At 70.9% G+C, this 15,728-nt stretch carries 15 protein-coding genes; 6 read left to right on the top strand and 9 right to left on the bottom strand.

Going from position 1 to position 15,728, the window contains the following annotated elements:
- Positions 1-10 precede the first annotated feature (10 nt).
- The 3 genes from NE234_RS18075 to NE234_RS18065 are packed head-to-tail and all read left to right on the top strand — an operon-like array spanning position 11 to position 3,446.
- Positions 11-1,504 (top strand): 3-hydroxyacyl-CoA dehydrogenase, encoded by a 1,494-nt coding sequence (locus tag NE234_RS18075; RefSeq protein ID WP_252781480.1) that lies wholly within the window; start codon positions 11-13, stop codon positions 1,502-1,504.
- Positions 1,505-1,508: 4 nt separating this feature from the next.
- The gene (locus tag NE234_RS18070) at positions 1,509-2,249 is read left to right on the top strand and encodes an enoyl-CoA hydratase/isomerase family protein (protein WP_252781479.1); all 741 of its coding nucleotides are present in this window, start codon (positions 1,509-1,511) and stop codon (positions 2,247-2,249) included.
- Positions 2,250-2,267: 18 nt separating this feature from the next.
- Positions 2,268-3,446, top strand: a complete 1,179-nt coding sequence (locus NE234_RS18065; RefSeq protein WP_252781478.1) for a DUF2332 domain-containing protein — start codon at positions 2,268-2,270, stop codon at positions 3,444-3,446.
- 43 nt (positions 3,447-3,489) lie between these two features.
- Here the strand turns inward: NE234_RS18065 and NE234_RS18060 are convergent, their stop codons facing one another.
- The 3 genes from NE234_RS18060 to NE234_RS18050 all read right to left on the bottom strand — a co-directional run bounded on the left by NE234_RS18060 (position 3,490) and on the right by NE234_RS18050 (position 5,437).
- Complete coding sequence (locus tag NE234_RS18060) at positions 3,490-4,116, bottom strand: DUF6000 family protein (protein ID WP_252781477.1); 627 nt, start codon at positions 4,114-4,116, stop codon at positions 3,490-3,492.
- Positions 4,117-4,263: 147 nt separating this feature from the next.
- Complete coding sequence (locus NE234_RS18055; RefSeq protein WP_252781476.1) at positions 4,264-4,968, bottom strand: Clp protease N-terminal domain-containing protein; 705 nt, start codon at positions 4,966-4,968, stop codon at positions 4,264-4,266.
- Between the two features lie 79 nt (positions 4,969-5,047).
- Positions 5,048-5,437 (bottom strand): winged helix-turn-helix transcriptional regulator, encoded by a 390-nt coding sequence (locus tag NE234_RS18050; RefSeq protein ID WP_252781475.1) that lies wholly within the window; start codon positions 5,435-5,437, stop codon positions 5,048-5,050.
- A gap of 156 nt (positions 5,438-5,593) precedes the next feature.
- Between NE234_RS18050 and NE234_RS18045 the strand changes: the two genes are divergently transcribed.
- Positions 5,594-6,325, top strand: a complete 732-nt coding sequence (locus tag NE234_RS18045; RefSeq protein WP_252781474.1) for an alpha/beta hydrolase — start codon at positions 5,594-5,596, stop codon at positions 6,323-6,325.
- Between the two features lie 82 nt (positions 6,326-6,407).
- Here the strand turns inward: NE234_RS18045 and NE234_RS18040 are convergent, their stop codons facing one another.
- Both NE234_RS18040 and NE234_RS18035 read right to left on the bottom strand, forming a co-directional pair.
- The gene (locus NE234_RS18040) at positions 6,408-7,199 is read right to left on the bottom strand and encodes an SDR family NAD(P)-dependent oxidoreductase (RefSeq protein WP_252781473.1); all 792 of its coding nucleotides are present in this window, start codon (positions 7,197-7,199) and stop codon (positions 6,408-6,410) included.
- Positions 7,200-7,443: 244 nt separating this feature from the next.
- Complete coding sequence (locus tag NE234_RS18035) at positions 7,444-8,634, bottom strand: ROK family transcriptional regulator (RefSeq protein WP_252781472.1); 1,191 nt, start codon at positions 8,632-8,634, stop codon at positions 7,444-7,446.
- 244 nt (positions 8,635-8,878) lie between these two features.
- Here NE234_RS18035 and NE234_RS18030 point away from each other — a divergent pair, with 244 nt between their 5' ends.
- Complete coding sequence (locus tag NE234_RS18030) at positions 8,879-11,074, top strand: discoidin domain-containing protein (RefSeq protein WP_252781471.1); 2,196 nt, start codon at positions 8,879-8,881, stop codon at positions 11,072-11,074.
- A 107-nt stretch (positions 11,075-11,181) separates the two neighbouring features.
- On the opposite strand, the gene NE234_RS18025 is transcribed toward NE234_RS18030, so the two are convergent.
- From NE234_RS18025 to NE234_RS18015, 3 genes are all read right to left on the bottom strand, one after another.
- Complete coding sequence (locus tag NE234_RS18025; RefSeq protein ID WP_252781470.1) at positions 11,182-12,282, bottom strand: winged helix DNA-binding domain-containing protein; 1,101 nt, start codon at positions 12,280-12,282, stop codon at positions 11,182-11,184.
- A gap of 6 nt (positions 12,283-12,288) precedes the next feature.
- Positions 12,289-13,308 carry an aldo/keto reductase gene (locus NE234_RS18020; RefSeq protein WP_256512837.1) on the bottom strand — a complete coding sequence of 340 codons (1,020 nt, stop codon included), beginning with the start codon at positions 13,306-13,308 and terminating at the stop codon, positions 12,289-12,291.
- Positions 13,309-13,403: 95 nt separating this feature from the next.
- Complete coding sequence (locus NE234_RS18015) at positions 13,404-13,826, bottom strand: VOC family protein (protein ID WP_252781468.1); 423 nt, start codon at positions 13,824-13,826, stop codon at positions 13,404-13,406.
- 168 nt (positions 13,827-13,994) lie between these two features.
- On the opposite strand from NE234_RS18015, the gene NE234_RS18010 reads away from it, so the two are divergent.
- A complete protein-coding gene (locus tag NE234_RS18010) occupies positions 13,995-15,044 on the top strand; it encodes a helix-turn-helix transcriptional regulator (RefSeq protein WP_252781467.1) in 1,050 nt (349 codons plus the stop codon).
- Here the strand turns inward: NE234_RS18010 and NE234_RS18005 are convergent.
- Positions 15,017-15,649, bottom strand: a complete 633-nt coding sequence (locus tag NE234_RS18005) for a hypothetical protein (protein ID WP_252781466.1) — start codon at positions 15,647-15,649, stop codon at positions 15,017-15,019. The genes NE234_RS18010 and NE234_RS18005 overlap by 28 nt on opposite strands.
- Positions 15,650-15,728 lie beyond the last annotated feature (79 nt).

Here is a 15,728-nt window from a genome sequence, read left to right as displayed (position 1 = left end):
GAGGAACACCATGCACGACGTCGTCGCCGTGGTCGGCGCGGGCACCATGGGCACCGGCATCGCCCAGGTCGCCGCGCTGGCCGGCCACCCGGTCCTGCTGCTGGACGCCGTCCCCGGCGCCGCCGACCGCGCGGTGTCCGGGATCCGCGAGCGGGTGAAGACCCTCGTGGCCCGCGGCAAGATCGACGCGGACCCGGAGGCACTGGACCTGACCGCCGTGGACTCCGCCGCCGCGCTCGCCCCCGCCGGGTTGGTGATCGAGGCGATCGTCGAGGACCTGGCGGTCAAGCGGCGGCTGTTCGCCGACCTGGAGGCGGCGGTCGGCCCCGAGTGCGTGCTGGCCAGCAACACCTCGTCCCTGTCGCCCACGGCGATCGCGGCCGGTCTGGAGCACCCCGAACGGGTCCTCGGCCTGCACTTCTTCAACCCGGTGCCGCGCATGCGCCTGGTCGAGCTGATCGCCGGCGCCGACACGTCGCCGGAGCTCGCCGACTGGACCGCCGCCCTCGTCGAGCGGTGGGGCAAGACGGTCGTACGCGCCGCCGCGACGCCGGGGTTCATCGTCAACCGGATCGCCCGGCCGTACTACGCCGAGGCCTGGCGGGTCTACGAGGAGCGCGCCGCCGCACCCGAGACCATCGACGCCGTCCTGAACGGCGCCGGCGGCTTCCCGATGGGGCCGTTCGCGCTGATGGACCTGATCGGCCACGACGTCAACGAGGCCGTCACCCGCTCGGTGTGGACGGCGTTCGCCCAGGACCCGCGCTTCGCGCCGTCTCCGGCGCAGCGCGCCCTGGTGGAGGCGGGCCGGCTCGGCCGTAAGAGCGGGCGGGGCGTCTACGCCTACGGCGAGGACGCGCGGCCGCCCGCGGCGACCCCGGCCGCGCCTCGCCCGGCCCCGGCCGGAGAGGTGACCGACAACGACGCGGACGACCTGCGCCCGCTGCTGACCCGCGCCGAGGTCGACGTCCGCGGCGGCGAGCTGTCGAACGGCACGGTCGTCCTGCCGAGCGGCGCCCTGCTCGTCCGCAGCAACGGCGAGATGGCCACCGAACTGGTCGAGGACCACGGCCGGGCGGTGATCGTCGTCGATCGTACGCTGGACGACGCCACCGCCACCGCGATCGCCGTCGCGCCCTGTGACGGCTGCCCGGAGGAGGCTCTGGACGAGGCGATCGGCCTGCTGCAGGCCGCCGGCCTCGCCGTGCACGTCATCGACGACACGCCCGGCCTCATCGTCACGCGGACCGTCGCGATGCTGGTCAACCTGGCCGTCGACGCCCTCCAGCAGGGGATCGCCACCGCCGCCGACATCGACACGGCCATGCGGCTGGGCGCCGGCCACCCACTCGGCCCGCTCGCGTGGGGGGACCGGTGGGGCGCCGAGACCGTAGACGAGATCGTGAGCATCCTCCAGGAGGTCTACGGGGACCCGCGCTACCGGCCCGCCCCGCTGCTGCGCCGCCGCGCTCTGACCGAAACGCCTTTGACGGGAGCGGAGTGACGTCATGACGCTGGTCCAGGTCCGCCGTGAAGACCACCTGTGGTGGGTCGGCCTCGACCGGCCCGCCAAGCACAACGCGCTCGACCAGGCGATGGTCACCGAGCTGACGGCGGTGCTCGACGAGGCCCGCCGCGAGCCGTGCGTCCTGATCGTGCACTCCACCACGCCCGGCATGTTCGCCGCCGGGGCCGACATCGCCGAACTGCGGGAGCGCGACGCCGACGCGGCGCTGCTGGCCATCAACGCCGGCCTGTTCGAACGGCTGGAGGCCCACCGCTGGCCGACGATCGCGCTCGTCGACGGCCCCGCGTTCGGCGGCGGCTGCGAGCTGGCGCTGGCCTGCGACTTCCGCATCGCCTCACCGGGTGCGCGGTTCGCCCAGCCGGAGCTCTCATTGGGCATCATCGCCGGCGCGGGGGCGAACTGGCGGCTGCCGCAACTGGTCGGCCTGGCCACCGCCCGCCGCATGCTGTACGCCGGCGCGCGGCTCGACGCCGGCGAGGCCCTCGCCGCCGGCCTGGTCGACGAGGTCGCCGACAGCAGTGAGGACCTGCCCGAACGCGGCAGGGCGCTCGCGGCCACCATCGCCGAGCGCTCCTGGCGGGCCTTGGAACTGACCAAGCTCGCGCTGCGCAGCACCCGCCCCGCTACCACGACCTTCGACCTGGCCGCCCAGGCCCTCCTGTTCGAGAGCGAGGACAAACAGGCCCGGATGACCGCCTTCCTGGAGCGGCGCAAACGCTGACGCACTCAAGGTAGGTGAATGTGGTTGTCCGAAGAACAATCGGCCGACAAGGGCGTGGAGGCGGAGCATCTACGCCGCCTGTTCGGCGTCTTCTCCGCCACTCATGGGCATGGCCGATCCCTGGTATACGAGGCACTGAGCAGGGGGGTAACAGGCAATGACGAGTTGCTTGCCCTGCTCATGCGGACACCACGCGATCAGGGTCGGCCCAGCTTGCTGTTCGCGGCGGTGAACTCCATCCTGGCGGCGCATCCCGACGCCGCGCTCGCTTCCTATTATCCGATTCACGGGGGCCGGCGACCGGTCGACCATCAGCTCATACCAACATTCGCCGCATTCTGCGCAGAGCACGGCGACGAACTGGGCCACCTGCTGCGCACCGGGTCCACCCAGACCAATGAGATCCGCCGTTGCGCGGCCCTTCGCCTCGCGCTGGGCCATGTCAGCGAACGCTGGGGCGAACCGGTCGCCCTCGCGGAGGTAGGCGCGAGCGCGGGCCTCAACCTGCTGCTCGACCGCTATCGCTACCGTATCGGCGGCCGGGAAATGACCCCGGCGGCGGACTCACCTGTCGTCATCTCGTGCGACCTCCGCGGCGGCACGTCCGCTGACCGGCTCCACCGGCCCCTCCCGAAGATCACCTCCAGACTCGGCATCGACATGCGGCCGGTTTCGCTGTCCGATCCGGTCGACAGGGCCTGGCTGGAGGCCTTCATCTGGCCCGAAGACGTGGACGGATTGGCCACGTTGCGCGGCGCCATGGAGCTCGCCGTCTCGACCGGAGTCCCGCCCGTCGTGCGCGGCGACGCCGCCGCCGATACCGCCCGGCTGCTCGCCGATCTGCCCGGCAGCGAGCCCATCGTGGTCTTCACCGCGTCGTTGCTCAGCTACCTGGGCGCCCGGTCCAGGGCCGCCTTCCTCAACCGGCTTGACGAGATCGCCCAGCGACGACCGGTGGCTTGGGCTTTCGCCGAAGCCCCCGGTCTGGTCGCCGCCACCAACGTGGCCGTGCCCGCGTTGCAGGGGCCGCTGGCCAAGCGCAACACCCTCTACCTGGTCGGAGTCAGCCTGCGGGGCCATGGCCGCCAGGACGACGGCCTGCTCGCCCTGGCCGACCCGTACCTGCGCTGGCTCGCCCCGGCACGGCAGCCCGCAGACGACTTCCAGTGGCTGCCCGCAGAGCCGAACGCCGGCTGACGCGCCCGTCGGCTGCGTGAACAACGTATCGACTTCCACACGCTCATTCTGGTTCGCTGGATGTTCGAAGCATGCATTCGTCGGCGAACGCGCACAGTTGCTTCATATAGTCCTTGAACCGTTCCCGGACCTCCTCGCCGGCTACGGGCTGTCGCCATGAGCGGCCCGGAATGTCCCACGCATGATCGGTTCCGAGCCGTTCGTCCAGATACAGGAGCGCGCCGATCACGAAGTGCTGTTCGTAGAACGGCTCTGGCGTGGACAGCCTGCGCTCGAGACACGTGGCCAGCAGCGCTGCGTCGGAGTGTTGTCCGAAGCGGGCGAGGGCGAGGGCGTAACCGGCGCCGGCCTTCATCAAAGGGCCGTCGCGCAGCAGGGAACCGATCCTGTCACGAAACTGTGTGCGGTGATCGAGCCCGATCAGCCAGGCGGCGGTGAGACGGGCACGCCACTCGCTCGTGAGGAGGAGGTCGAGTTCATCGTCGGTGATCTGTCGTGCGTCTTCGGCCAGCGACTGCACGAGCAAAGAGCGTCGCGGCTCGTCGTCCCGGAGGGCGTTGACCCCCATGATCTTCAGATAGCGCAGGCGAAGCGGGCCTGTCTGGCTCCAGGAGACGTATCTCCGTTCCAGTGCGCGCAACTCCGACTCGTACGGAGCAGGAAGAGGCATGACCGCAGTGTGGCCGTCTCGGCAGGGCCACGGCCATCCCGTTTCGCGTCCGGCACGGAGTCCGGGCAGGGCTGCCGGCCGGGATCGCGCTGACTCGGCCGCAGCAGCAGCCGGTCGGTCGGCCCGCCTCGCCGGCTGATCGTTTCGTTACTCCTTGTCGCGGGCGGCGGACCGCTTGGTGATCTCCGTCTTGACCGTCTCGTGCAGTTCGTCCGACGTGAAGCCGAGGTTGCGCAGGATCTGCGCGGCCGGGCTCTCCTCGGCGCGGATCAGGCCAAGCAGCGTGTGCTCCGTGCCGACCCAGTCGTGGCCGAGGTCGGCCGCCGCGCGGTGTGCCTGCTCGATGACCTTCTTGCTCTCCGGTCGGAACGCGATGTGACCCCGCGGTGCCTTCTCCCCGGCCGGCGGCATCGCTTCCTCGATCGCGTCGCGGATGCGTTGCTCCGACTCGGTCTTCGCCATCAGCACCTTGTACGCCAGACCCCGCTGCTCGCCGAGGAGGCCGAGCAGGATGTGTTCGGTGCCGATGAAGTCGTGCTTGTGCGTGCGGGCGGCCTCCTGCGCCAGCACGATGCTGTGCCGGTTCAGGTCGGTGAACCGCTCGAACGCGTTGGGCGCGTGGCGTTGCTGCGCGGCCTGTTTGGACACCCCGATGGCGTCGCCGATCTCGCTCCACGACGCGCCGGCCTGCTTGGCCTTGGCGACGTAGTGGCCGACGAGCTGGTCACCGAGGTCGGACAGGGTCTGGGCACGCAGGTGCGCCTCGCCGATGCGGGCCAGGTCGTTGGTGTCGGGGAGTTCCTCGTCGAGACGGGCGATCAGGTCGGCGAGGCTGATGTCGAGTGGACTCATACGTCAACCGTAGGTTGACGATCGGCGAATCGTCAACCTGTAGTTGACGCGCATTTCGGTGGGCTTGATACGGCCGGCCCTAGGCGGGAGGGGTGCCGGGGCGGGCGTCGTACGTGGCGCGGGCCGCGTCGATGTGCGCCAGGTGCGTGATGCTCCACTCCAGCAGCGGTGCGGTGGCTTCGCGGAGGGTCGTGCCCATCGAGGTGAGTTCGTAGCTGACGTGCGGCGGCATGACGTTGTGGACGGTCCGGGTGAGGATTCCGTCGCGTTCCAGGCTGCGCAGGGTGACGGTCAGCATGCGCTGGCTGATTCCGTCGATGGCGCGCTTGAGCTCGGTGAAGCGGCGCGGGCCCTGGCTGAGGTTGCGTACGACGAGCAGTGACCACTTGTCCCCGACGATGTCGAGCACTTCTCGGGTCCGGCAGGGCTCCAGCTCCGCCGGCCGCGGCTCGCCGCTCGCTGTGCTCATTGGTTACCTCCAGAGAACCGGGGCACCGAAATGTGCCTTATTGCCCGAAACGTGGCCGCTGCGCCACGATGACGGTGGTTCTCAAAGAGTACCGAGGCACAAAAGGGAACCACCATGTTCCCGTGCCTCCACATACCGAAGAGGAAGATCGTTCCAATGACGTCGACATTCCTGCTGGTACATGGCGCCTGGCACAGTGGCCGGTGCTGGGAGCGGGTGGTCCCGCTGCTGGAGGCGGCCGGACATCGCGTGTTCGCGCCGTCGCTGACCGGCTACGGCGACAAGGCGCACCTGCTCAGTCCCGAGGTGGGGCTCGACACGCACGTCGAGGACGTCGTCAGGTTGATCCGCGAGGAGGACCTGACCGAGGTGGTGCTCGTGGGTCACAGCTACGCGGGGCTGGTCATCTCGTCTGCCGCCAATCAGGTCCCGGGCCGGATCGCTCATTTGGTCTACCTCGACGCGATGGTCCCGGAGCACGGCGAGACCGCCGTCGATGTCCAGCCCATGACCCGGAACCTCATCGACCTCGCCGCGAAGTCCGGCAGCGGCTGGCGCGTTCCGCCGCTGCCCGAGATGCCTCCGCCCTTCGGCCTGTTCGGTGTCACCGACCCGGCCGACGTCGCATGGCTGCGCACGATGCTCTCGGATCAGCCGGTGCGCTGCCTGCAGCAACCGGTCCGGCTGGACAACCCGGCCGTGAACGCGATCCCGCGGACGCACATCCACTGCGTCGGCGTGAAGGTGGAAGGCATCGTCCGGCGGCCCGTCCCCGCTCTCCAGCCCAATGGTTCTCCGGCACGGGTCCGGGAACTGCCGACCGGGCACGACTGCATGATCACCATGCCGGCGGAGTTGAGCGAACTGCTGCTCGAACTCGACTCCTAGGCGACTTCACGTCGAGGTCCGCGCCGAACCCGGCCACCTCACCTCATCGCTGGGGCCCCGTCTCACCCCTGACGAGCGCGGGCTACCGCAGCAGGATGCCGCCGTTGATGTCGAGGATCGTTCCGGTGATGTAGGCGGCTTGCGGAGAGGTGAGGTAGGCCATGGCGTCGGCGATCTCTCGCAGGGTCGCCGGGCGGCCAAGGGGAATCGCGCTGTCCCGCCGTGCCCGCGCCTCCTCCACCGTGATCCCGGCTTCGGCCGCCACGGCCTTCAGGCTGGTGTCGTTCAGCGGCGCGTCGATGTGCAGTGGTGCGACGCCGTTGACCGTGATCCGGTCGGGTGCGAGTTCGAGCGCGAGGCTTTTGATCATCGAGCCGAGCGCTCCCTTGGACGCGCTGTAGACGGCTCGTCCCGGTGCGCCGAGCTGCGCGTGGCCTGAGTAGACGTAGACGATGCTGCCGCCCGGCGCGGTGAGTGCGGGGATGGCGCTGCGCGACAGCAGGAACGGGCCTTTGGCGTTGACGGCCATGACCCGGTCCCACTCGGAGGGCGGCAGGTCCTTGAGCGGTGACCACTGTGGTGCGACCACGGTGGCCACGGCCAGCACGTCGAGCCGGCCGTGCCGCGCGACGGCGGCGGCGACCAGCTCGTCACAGGCCGAAGGGTCGGTGACGTCGGTGTGGAGTCCGATGGCGTCGGAACCAGGGTGGGTCGCCGCGATCTTCGCCGCGACGTCGGCCGCGCCATCCGGCGCCATATCCGTGAGCACGACTTTGGCTCCGTCCTCGACGAAACGCCACGCGGCCGCAGCGCCGATGCCCTGAGCGGCCCCGGTGACGATCACAACGCGCGATCCGGGTGCTGAATCCGGCATACGTACTCCGTCGGTCATGTTCCAACTGCAACGTTGGAGTTGACGCTACAGGTCTCCCAAGCACTCGGCAACCAAGGTCGTTGGCCGGTGGCATGACGCGCTCCACGGCGTCACCGCTGCGTGCCGCCCGCTCCCCGCCCCGGCCGTTGACGTGTCAAGCCGCTGATCCCTGGCGTGTGGTGCCTCTAGGGAGCAGCAGACGCCAGAGACGGCCGGGTCCGAATCTCCGGCCTTCGATCCTTTGTCAGCCGGCGGAGCGGTGGCGGTCCGTGACGGAGAGCGGGGCGCCGTTCAGGAACAGTTCGATGGGAAGGGTCGCGGCGCCGAGGGCCACGGCCTCCGGGCCCAGGCGGCCCAGCTCGATCGACGTCTCGGAGAAGGCGTGCTTGAGAGAGTTGCGCCGGGCGGCGTCGCGGATGGCCGGCAACAGTCGTTCGCCGAGCAGCAGGCCGGCCCAGCCGCCGAGGATGATCCGCTCGGGGTTGAAGAGGTTGATCAGGTCGGCGAGGCCGACGCCGAGGTACAGCGCGGTCTCGTCCAGGACGTGCACCGCGTCCTCCTGGCCCCGGGCGGCCGCGTCGAGCAGTGCGGCCAGCGCCGACTCCTCGTCCTGGCCGGGGGTCCTGCCGTAGCGGTCGAGGACGGCCTCGGCGCCGACGTACGCCTCCAGGCAGCCCGCCGAGCCGCACCGGCACCCGCGGCCGCCGACCACGATGGTGGTGTGACCCCACTCGCCGGCGCTGGACGTGGATCCGCGGTGGGTCCGGCCGTGCGCGATGATGCTCGCGCCGACGCCCGAGCCGATCAGGCAGACGACCGCGTGCTGGGCGCCCTGGCCCGCGCCGAACCACATCTCGGCGCGGCCCATCGTGTTGGCGCCGTTGTCGATGTGCAGCGGCAGGTCGGTCCCGGCGCGCAGCAGGCGCTCCAGGGGGACGCCCTCCCAGCCGTACGTCTGGCCGTGCACGAGCACCTCGTCGCCCTGCTCGACGACGCCGGGGACGCCGATGCCGACGCCGAGCACCGACGAGGCGTCGACGTCCGCGTCGGAGAGCACGGCGGACAGGCCCTCCAGGATCCGTTCGACGATGGTCGTGACGCCGTGCTCCCGGGGGTCCAGCGGGAAGTCGGCCCTGGCGCGTTCGTTCATCGCGAGGTCGAACAACTCGACGCGGACGCGGGTCTCGCCGACGTCCACTCCGATGACGTACCCGTAGTCGCTGTTCATGCGGAGCAGGACGCGCGGGCGGCCGCCGTCGGAGTCGACGGCGCCGGCCTCGGCGACGACGCCCTCCTCGATCAGCTCGCGGACGACGTTGCTGACCGACGCGGGGGACAGGCCGGTCGCCCGGCTGAGCTCCTGGCGCGTACAGGGCTGGTCGAAGTAGAGCGACCAGAGCAGGACCGACCGGTTGTCGCGACGGAGGTCACGCACCGTGCCTCGCCGACGTTCTGGTGTGACGTGCTCCCGCATACCGACCTCCCCGATTAGTTCAGATCTTATAACAAGCACTCGAAAAGCAGCGCGCGCGGGTGTTACACGCCCTTGACGACCTGCGACCCCCGAGGTTAAATCACGTCATTAATTAAGCCCTGTAGCAACGGGCCCCGCCTGGACACGTGCGCCGACGGCGCCGCACGCGTCCGCTCCTCCCCGCCCCCGTAACCGGGAGACGTTCATGAAATCCGCTTTCGCCCCAGGTGGCCGGACCAGACCCCGGCCCCATCGCCACCTGCCGATGTCGATCGCCGCGGTCATCGCCCTCCTCGCCGGCCTGTTCGTCGCCCTCGCGCCGACCTCGCGCGCCGCGACCTGCGGCACCGCCGACGCCGCCCAGGGCCGGCCCGCCACCGCGTCCTCCACCGAGAACTCCGGCACCACCGCCTCCAACGCGGTCGACGGCGACACCGGCACCCGCTGGTCCAGCGCCTTCAGTGACCCCCAGTGGCTCCAGGTCGACCTCGGCTCCTCGCAGTCGATCTGCCAGGTGGTCCTGCAGTGGGAGACCGCCGCCGGCAAGGCGTACCAGATCCAGACCTCGCCCGACGGGAACACCTGGACCACCATCTACTCCACCACGACCGGTCAGGGCGGCACCGAGACGCTGAACGTCAGCGGCACCGGCCGCTACGTTCGCATGTACGGCACCGCCCGCACCACCGGTTACGGCTACTCGCTCTGGGAGTTCGTCGTCCACACCGCGAGCGGGGGAGGCGGCACGCTCCCCGGCGGCGGTGACCTCGGGCCCAACGTGTACGTCTTCGACCCGTCGATGTCCTCGGCCACCATCCAGAGCCGGCTGGACAGCGTGTTCAGCCAGCAGGAGAGCAACCAGTTCGGCAGCCAGCGGTACGCGCTGCTGTTCAAACCGGGCAGCTACAACGTCAACGCCAACATCGGCTTCTACACCTCCATCGCCGGGCTCGGCGCGAACCCCGACGACGTCACCATCAACGGCTCGGTCAACGTCGACGCCGGCTGGATGAACGGGAACGCCACCCAGAACTTCTGGCGCTCCGCGGAGAACATGGCGGTGCAGCCCACCGGCGGGTCCGACCGCTGGGCGGTCTCCCAGGCCGCGCCGTTCCGCCGCATGCACATCAAGGGCGACCTGAACCTCGCGCCCACCGGCTACGGCTGGGCCAGCGGCGGCTACATCGCCGACACCAAGGTCGACGGCACGGTGCAGCCGTACTCCCAGCAGCAGTGGTTCACCCGCAACAGCCAGATCGGCGGCTGGCTGAACGGCGTGTGGAACATGGTGTTCACCGGCGTCGCGGGCGCACCGGCGCAGAGCTTCCCGAACCCGCCGTACACCACCGTGGCCAACGCGCCCGTCACGCGGGAGAAGCCGTTCCTGTACGTCGACTCCTCCGGCGCGTACCGCGTGTTCGTGCCGTCGCTGCGGCAGAACACCCAGGGCACCACCTGGAGCGGCGGCACCACGCCCGGCTCGTCGATCCCGCTGAGCCAGTTCTACGTCGCCCACCCGTCCGACAGCGCGGCGACCCTCAACCAGGCGCTGGCCCAGGGCCTCAACCTGCTGTTCACCCCCGGTGTCTACAGCATCGACCAGACGCTCAACGTGACACGCCCCGACACGGTCGTCCTCGGCCTCGGCTACGCCACGCTGGTGCCGCAGAACGGCGTCACGCCGATGTCCGTCGCCGACGTCAACGGCGTGAAGATCGCCGGCCTGCTGTTCGACGCCGGCGCGACCAACTCGCCCAACCTGCTGCAGGTCGGGCCGAGCGGGTCCACGGCCGACCACTCCGCCGACCCGACCTCGATCCAGGACGTGTTCTTCCGGATCGGCGGCGCGGGCGTCGGCAAGGCCACCAACAGCCTGGTCGTCAACAGCAACAACGCGATCATCGACCACATCTGGGCCTGGCGCGCCGACCACGGCTCCGGGGTCGGCTGGACCAGCAACACCGCCGACACCGGCCTGATCGTCAACGGCAACGACGTGACGGCGTACGGCCTGTTCGTCGAGCACTACCAGAAGTACGAGGTCGTCTGGAACGGCGAGCGCGGGAAGACGTTCTTCTTCCAGAACGAGATGCCGTACGACCCGCCGAACCAGGCCGCCTGGATGAACGGCTCCACCAACGGCTACGCCGCCTACAAGGTGGGGGCCAACGTCACGACCCATGAAGGGTGGGGCCTCGGCAGCTACTGCTACTTCAACGTCGATCCCTCGATCCACGCGGCGCACGCCTTCGAGGCGCCGAACGCCTCCGGCGTGAAGTTCCACGACCTGCTGACCGTGTCCCTCGGCGGCAACGGCACGATCGACCACGTCATCAACAACACCGGCGGCGCCGCCCAGGGCACCGCGACCACCCCGGTCGACGTGGTCAGCTACCCCTGACCCGCCGGCCCCTGCCACTCCGGGCCCGCGCGGCATCCTGCCGCGCGGGCCCTCCCGCGCTCGCGCCCCGGCCCGCGAGCGCGGAGACCCTCGGCCGACGCACGCGCTCAGCGGTCGGCATGGGCGGTGATCTCGACGCGGTCGGCGCCCTCGTCCAGGAAGGCGGCGAGGTCGTGGGCCTCCTCACCGACGGCCTCTCGCTCCGGGACGGAGAGGGGCCGCAGCGGCGTCACGCGGATCCGCCGGTCGCGTACGGTCCAGGTGGCGGCGACGCGTCCGTCGACGAGCACGGCGCGCCGGCCGGCGACGGACAGACCGCGGTGGGCGTCGTCGATGATGCGGCCGCGGTCGTGATAGCCGAGGATCGCGTTGTCGAAGGCCGGGAGGAACCGGACGGGGGCGGGCGTGTCCGGAGACGGGCGTGGCGCGTCGGGCAGGTCGAGGAGTTCACGGCCGCGTTCGTCGCGGAAGACGACGAGCCGCTCACGGAGGGCCTCGACGGCGGCGGGAAGACCGGCGAGACCGCACCAGGCGCGGAGGTCCGCGGTGGCGGCGGGCCCGTAGGCGGCGAGGTAACGCCGTACCAGTTGCTGCCCGACCGGATCGCCCGGGTCGGCGGACGGCGGGGCGATCTCACGCCCGACCCAGGCGGCCAGGGGCAGGTTCCGCACCCCGGCGGTCGTGTGCCACAGGCCGCGCGGCGGGAGCTGGACCATCGGGATGAGGGCCGCGACGAGGAGCTCGCCCAGGACCCGGCGCGGCGGGCCGGGCCAGCGGTCCTCGAGCGCACGGACGAGGTCGGCCATGGTACGGGGCCGGCCGTCGGCCATGACCGCGCGCCCGGCCGCGGCCACCTCGTCCAGGTCGATGCCCGCGAGTTCACGCCGGTAGGTGGCCGTCACCCGCTGCCGCAGCATGGCGTCATGGCGGGCCCGCCAGGCCAGCGCGTCGTCGGCGGTGACCAGGTGGACGGTGCGGCGCATCAGGTGCGTACGGACGACCGTCCGGTCCGTCAGCGCCTCGTCCAGTTCCTCCGGCTTGAAAGCGCGCAGACGGGACCACAGGCCGGTGAACGGTTCCTGGGGTTCCTGCGCCTGCAGGCCGCACAGGTGCGCCACGGCGTCACGGGCCGGGGTGTCCGCGCGCTCGAGCAGGTACTGGCGGGCGAGGGTCGCGCGGCCCAGGGCGCGGGCGCTGAGGACGGTCATGGGCGCTCAGGCCGCGGACCGCTCGCCGACCGGACGGCGGCGCAGTCCGGGCCGGGTGAGGGAGGGCGGGGTGTAGGAGACGTCCAGGGGGCCGAGATCGGCGCCGGGCGGGACGATCGCGTCGATCCGGTCGAGGACGTCGTCGCCGAGGGTGACGGTCGCACCCGCGATCAGGTCGTCCAGGTGCTCCATGGTGCGCGGGCCGATGATCGCGGACGTGACGTCCGGGTGGCCGACGGCGAAGGCCATGGCCAGGTGGGTGAGGGAGACACCGGCCTCGTCGGCGATGGGCAGGAGTCGTTCGACGGCGTCGAGCTTGTTCTCGTCGGTGAGGTGCCGGGGGACCCACCGCATGCGGGCGTCGTTCGGCGCGGTGCCCTTGCGGTAGCGGCCGGTCAGCAGGCCCATGGCCAGCGGGCTCCACACGAGGACGCCCATGCCGTAGCGGCGGCAGGCCGGCAGGACCTCCCGCTCGATGCCGCGGTTGAGGATGGAGTAGGTGGGCTGCTCGGTGCGCAGCCGGTGCAGTCCGCGCCGCTCGGACACCCACTGGGCCTCGACGATCTGCGAGGCCGGCAGGTTGGAGGAGCCGATCGCGCGGACCTTTCCGGCGCGCACCAGGTCGGAGAGCGCGGAGAGGGTCTCCTCGATGTCCGTGTGCGGGTCCGGGTGGTGGATCTGGTAGAGGTCGATGTGGTCGGTCCGCAACCGTCGCAGTGAGTCCTCGACCGCGGTCATGATCCAGCGGCGTGAGCTGCCCCCGCGGTTGGGGCCCTCGCCCATCGGGCCGTTGAACTTGGTGGCCAGCACCACCTCGTCGCGGCGCCCCTTCAGGGCCTTGCCGACGATCTCCTCGGTCGCGCTGTAGCCGTACACGTCGGCGGTGTCGAGGAAGTTGATGCCCGCGTCGAGCGCCCGGTGGATCATGCGCACGCAGTCGTCGTGGTCGGGATTGCCCGTCCCGAACATCATGGTGCCCAGGCAGTAGGCGCTGACCTCGATGCCGGTACGTCCCAGCTGTCGCATTCGCACGGTGACCCGTTCCCTTCCGGTTCGTCATGCCCGGGCCGCCGCGGGGACGCGGCGGCCCGGGGGAGTTCTTCTGCGTCTGGCCGGTCGGCTCAGCCGTTGTACGGAGCGGCGACGTCGAGGACCCAGGTCACGCCGAAGCGGTCGGTGAGCATGCCGTACAGCGGCGCCCACTGCGCCGCCTCCAGGGGGCGCACCACCGTCGAGCCCTCCGCCAGCTTCCGCCACAAGGCGCTGATCTCGTCGGCGTCATCGCCGCGTACGGACACGAAGAACGGGTTGTCACCCTGGCTCCAGGGCAGCTGGGAGGGCGCGTCGTAGGCCATCACGTGGAAGCCGTTGTCGCCGACGACCTCGCCCCACATCACCCAGTCCGCCTCGTTCTCGTTCTGCACGGCGCCGGCGTCCTTGTACGTGACGGCGACGGTGCGCCCGCCGAACACGGACTGGTAGAAGTCGAGCGCCTCACGCGCGGTGCCCCGGAAGTTCAGGTGAGTGGTGGTGGTGACGGACATGTCCTTGCTCCTTGCCTTCGGTTCCACGGAGGTGCGCCACCGGCCCGACAGAGCCCACGGGCGCGGCGACCCATGACCACCAGGGGCGATGCCCCCCGGCGGCTCTGGTGTCCACCATTCCAGGGGTAGCGGACAGGTTGTGTCCTGTACTCCGCGCAGAATGGGACCATGCAGAAGACCTCGTCGCGATTGCTCGCGCTGCTCTCCCTGCTTCAGATGCACCGTGACTGGTCCGGCGACGACCTCGCCGAGCGGCTCGACGTCACCCCGCGCACGGTGCGCCGTGACGTGGATCGCCTACGGGAGCTCGGGTATCCGATCACGGCTTACAAGGGGCCCTCCGGCGGTTATCGCCTGGAGGCCGGCTCGCAGCTGCCGCCCCTGCTGTTCGACGACGACCAAGCCGTCGCCCTGGCCGTCGCACTCCAGATCGCGGCCACCGACACCACGATCGGCGAAGACGCCGTACGGGCACTGGCCACCATTCGTCAGGTCCTGCCGCCCCGTCTGCGCCACCGCGTCGACATGCTCCGGATCACCGCCGTCCACCCCCGCGAGAACGGCGACGCCCGACCCGGCGACCCGCGACTCCTGGCGGAGTTGAGCAACGCGATCCACGCCCATGCGGAGCTTCGCTTCGACTACGGCCGAGACCGCCCCGATCCCGATGAGCGACCTCGCAGAGCACAGCCCCACCATCTGGTCACCTGGCAAGGCCGCTGGTACCTCCTCGCCTGGGACCCCGACCGCGACGACTGGCGCACCTTCCGCGTCGACCGCATGCGCCTGCGCACGCCCACCGGCCCGCGCTTCAGCCCGCGGGAGCTCCCCGGCGGCGTGTCCGCCTTCATCACCGGCCGGTTCCGTGGCACCGACGGCACCACCACCGACTGGCCCTGCCACGGGGAGGTCGTCCTCGACCTCCCCGCCACCGCCGTGGCACCCTTCGCCCGGGACGGGATCGTCGAAGAACTCGGCGCCGGCCGCTGCCGGCTCACCCTCGGCTCCTGGTCATGGACCGGTCTGGCCGCCGCGATCGGCCGCTTCGACGCCGACATCGAGGTCATCGGCCCGCCGGAGCTGGCCACCGCGTTCGCGCGCCTCGCCGAGCGCTACGCCGACGCCGCCCGCATCACCACCCGCCCGTCCGACGTGCCGGACGCCGACGCCTCGCGCCGGGACACCCGGCGTCACCAAGCCCCCCACGGGGAGCCCTGAAAGCCGGAGCCGCGCCGTCTGCGCCTCCGCTCACGGACGCGGCGCCTGATGAGGCGGATCACCACGACGACGAACACGATCGTCCCCGCCAGAACGATGCAGACCGGGATGCCCAGCTTCCAGTCCGGCCACTCGTCGTCGACGTGCGTGCCGATCTGCAGCCGTACCACGCGGCCGTGCCAGATGTCGGCGGTGCCGGTGGTGCCCGCCTCGGCCACCTTGTAGAAGTCGTGCTCCACCTCGAAGTCGTGGTACCGCCCGTCCGCGGTGCGCACGGTGACCTTGTAGTGGGTGGTCCGCGAGGCGGCGACGACCCGCTGCCTCACCACGGTCGGGAGGACCACCCGGAACGGCCCCATCGGAGGCGGAGGCGGTGGGGGCGGCTGCGGGAACTGGGGCGGGTCCGGCGGGTCCGGGTCCTCGGTCGTGTACGTGGACTTCTTGATGACGGTCATCGGCAGCCGCGTGACGCAGTGACCCGTGTCGGCCGGCGGCGGCGATCCGCACAGCGGTGCCCGCTCGTACGCCTCGAAGTCGGCGAAGGGCCCGGCGCCCAGCGCCACGCCCACGGCGATCAGTACGGGTCCCGCGGCCAACGCCGCCAACGTTGCGATCCTGGTTCCCCACGCCACGTCCCGAACGTAACCCGGACCGGGCGCCTCGTGGCGCGAATTCCGGCGCCGT

The organism is Actinoallomurus rhizosphaericola (assembly GCF_024055675.1).
Classification (GTDB): Bacteria; Actinomycetota; Actinomycetes; order Streptosporangiales; family Streptosporangiaceae; genus Actinoallomurus; species Actinoallomurus soli.
Note: the sequence above shows the minus strand (reverse complement) of the source record. Positions and strands in the feature narration are given on the sequence as shown.